Annotated in this window: 2 protein-coding genes; both read left to right on the top strand. The window is 71.6% G+C overall.

Annotation, left to right across the window (positions count from 1 at the left end; all coding sequences use genetic code 11):
* Window positions 1–9 precede the first annotated feature (9 nt).
* Entirely contained in the window at window positions 10–1,698 is a 1,689-nt protein-coding gene (gene murJ / locus G6024_RS12575) for a murein biosynthesis integral membrane protein MurJ (protein ID WP_235027892.1), read from the top strand.
* 89 nt (window positions 1,699–1,787) lie between these two features.
* On the top strand, window positions 1,788–2,333 hold a 546-nt coding region (locus G6024_RS12570), incomplete at its 3' end, for a protein kinase family protein (RefSeq protein WP_182640377.1).

The following is a 2,333-nucleotide window of genomic DNA, read 5'->3' as shown; positions in this document are numbered from 1 at the left end:
GCGCGGCCGATCGCCCCGACCCCGGAGCGGTCCGCAGCGCGCCCGGAGACGCCCGGCGGGGGGACCGGGGCGCGGACCCGCGACTCCTCCGACGCGTCGGTGATGCGCTCGACGGGATCGATGGCCGTGGCCAACCTCGCGAGCCGCATCACCGGGTTCGTCCGGATGATCCTCATCCTCACCGTGCTCGGCCCCGCCGTGGCGTCCGCCTTCAACACCGCCAACACGCTGCCCAACATGATCACCGAGCTCGTCCTGGGTTCGGTGCTCACCGCGATGTTCATGCCGCTGCTGGCCAAGGCCGCACAGGAGGACGAGGACGGGGGCGTGTCCTTCATCCGGCGCCTGCTCACCGTGACCTCGGTCCTGGCACTGGGGGCGACCGTCGTGGCGGTGGCGTGCGCGCCGCTGCTCACCGAGCTCAACCTGGGCGACGGCGAGGTCAACACCAACCTGGCCACCGCGTTCGCGTTCCTGCTGCTGCCGCAGATCTTCTTCTACGGCGTGTTCTCGGTGATGCTCGCGATCCTCAACTACAACGGTGTCTTCCGTCCCGGGGCGTGGGCGCCGGTGTGGAACAACCTGGTGGCCATCGCGACACTGGTGCTGTTCGCGGTGGTCGGCAGCGGCATCGACCCGGCCGCGCCGGTCAACCTGCTCAGCGCGCCCATCCTGCTGCTGGGCCTGGGCACCACCCTGGGCGTGGTGCTGCAGGCGGCGGTGCTGGTGCCGGCCCTGCGTCGCGCGGGCGTGGACCTGCGCCCCCAGTGGGGTCTGGACCCCCGCATCAAGCAGTTCGGCGGGCACGCGCTGGCCGGTGTGACCTACGTCCTCATCTCGCAGTTCGGTCTGGTCATGACCAACCGCATCGGGTCGGCGGCGGACGAGGCCGCCATCGCCATCTATCAGACCTACTGGCTGCTGTTGCAGGTGCCGTACGGGATCATCGGCGTCACCCTGCTCACCGCCATCAACCCCCGCCTGGCGGACAACGGGGTGGCCGGCCGCAACGACGCGGTGGTGCGGGACATCTCGTTGGGGACGCGGCTGTCGCTGTTCGGGCTGCTGCCGATCATCGCGTTCATGACCGCCTTCGGCCCGACGATCGCCACCGGCCTGTTCCGCTACGGGAACTTCGACGCCGAGAGCGCCCAGGTGCTCGGCCTGACCCTGACCTTCGGCGCGTTCACGCTGGTGCCCTACGCCGTGGTCCTGCTGCAGCAGCGGGTGTTCTACGCCCGCGAGGACTACTGGACGCCGACGGCGATGATCCTCGCGATCACCGTGGTCCGCGTGGTCCTGTCGCTCCTCGTCCCCGTGGTCGCCGACCAGCGGTCCCACGTGGTGATCGGCCTGGCCCTCGCCAACGGCATCGGCTGGGTCGTCGGCGCCGTCGCCGGGTTCATCCTGCTGCGGTCGAAACTGGGGTCCCTGCGTGGTCGCGAGACCCTCCGGTCGGCCTCGTGGACCCTCGGCGCGTCGATCGCCGGCGCCCTGGTCGCGCTCGCCGTGGACACGATCCTGCCGATGGACGCCCTCACCGACGCGGTCGGCAGCATCGGGTTCGTCCTGCGTGCCGGAGTCGCCGCCGTCATCACCCTCGCGGTGACCGGTCTGATCCTGTCGCGGTCGCGGTTGCCGGAACTCGATTCGATCACCCCCGTTCTCCGCGGACTCGTGGGGCGTCTGAGGAGATAGTCGAATCCACGCGGGGCCGGTACGTACACTCAGGGATCACGAGCGGCGCCTCCTGACGGGCTGCCGCGCCAGGCGAGGAGGGTCAACGGGTGGGTGAACAGACTGGAGCCCCGGCACCGGACACCGCCTCGTCGCCACCGCGTCTGACCGTCGGCGGCCTGGTCTCCGGCGGCAGGTACGAGCTCCTCGAACCGTGCGGTGGTGTCGCCGGCCAGTCCTTCTGGAAGGCCCGCGACCGGCGCCTGGGGAGGTTCGTCGCCCTGACCTTCGTCGACCCACTCCCCGGCGAGCAGCCCCCGGGTTCGGCGACGGGGGTGCTCGACCGTACCGTCGCGCTCACCACGGTCTACGCGGACGGGTTGGCGCGCGTGCTCGACGTCATCCGCGGCCGCGCGGGCGGCATCGTGGTCTCGGAGTGGATCCCCGGACGCAGTCTCGCCGCGGCCGTGGCCGAGCCGGACCCCGACTCCGCCGTGGGCGCGGTGTGGGGTCTGGCGGACGCCGCGACCCGTGCCGAGGAGGTGGGCCTGACCCTGGGCCTCGACTCGCCCGACCGGATCCGTCTCACCGAGGACGGGCGCGCCGTCCTGGCCTTCCCCGGGGTCCGCGACGGGGACGACGCCAGGTCCGACGTG

Origin of the sequence: Dietzia maris (assembly GCF_014144855.1) — a bacterium.
In the GTDB taxonomy this organism is placed as follows: domain Bacteria; phylum Actinomycetota; class Actinomycetes; order Mycobacteriales; family Mycobacteriaceae; genus Dietzia; species Dietzia kunjamensis.
This window is presented reverse-complemented; position numbering and strand designations above follow the sequence as displayed.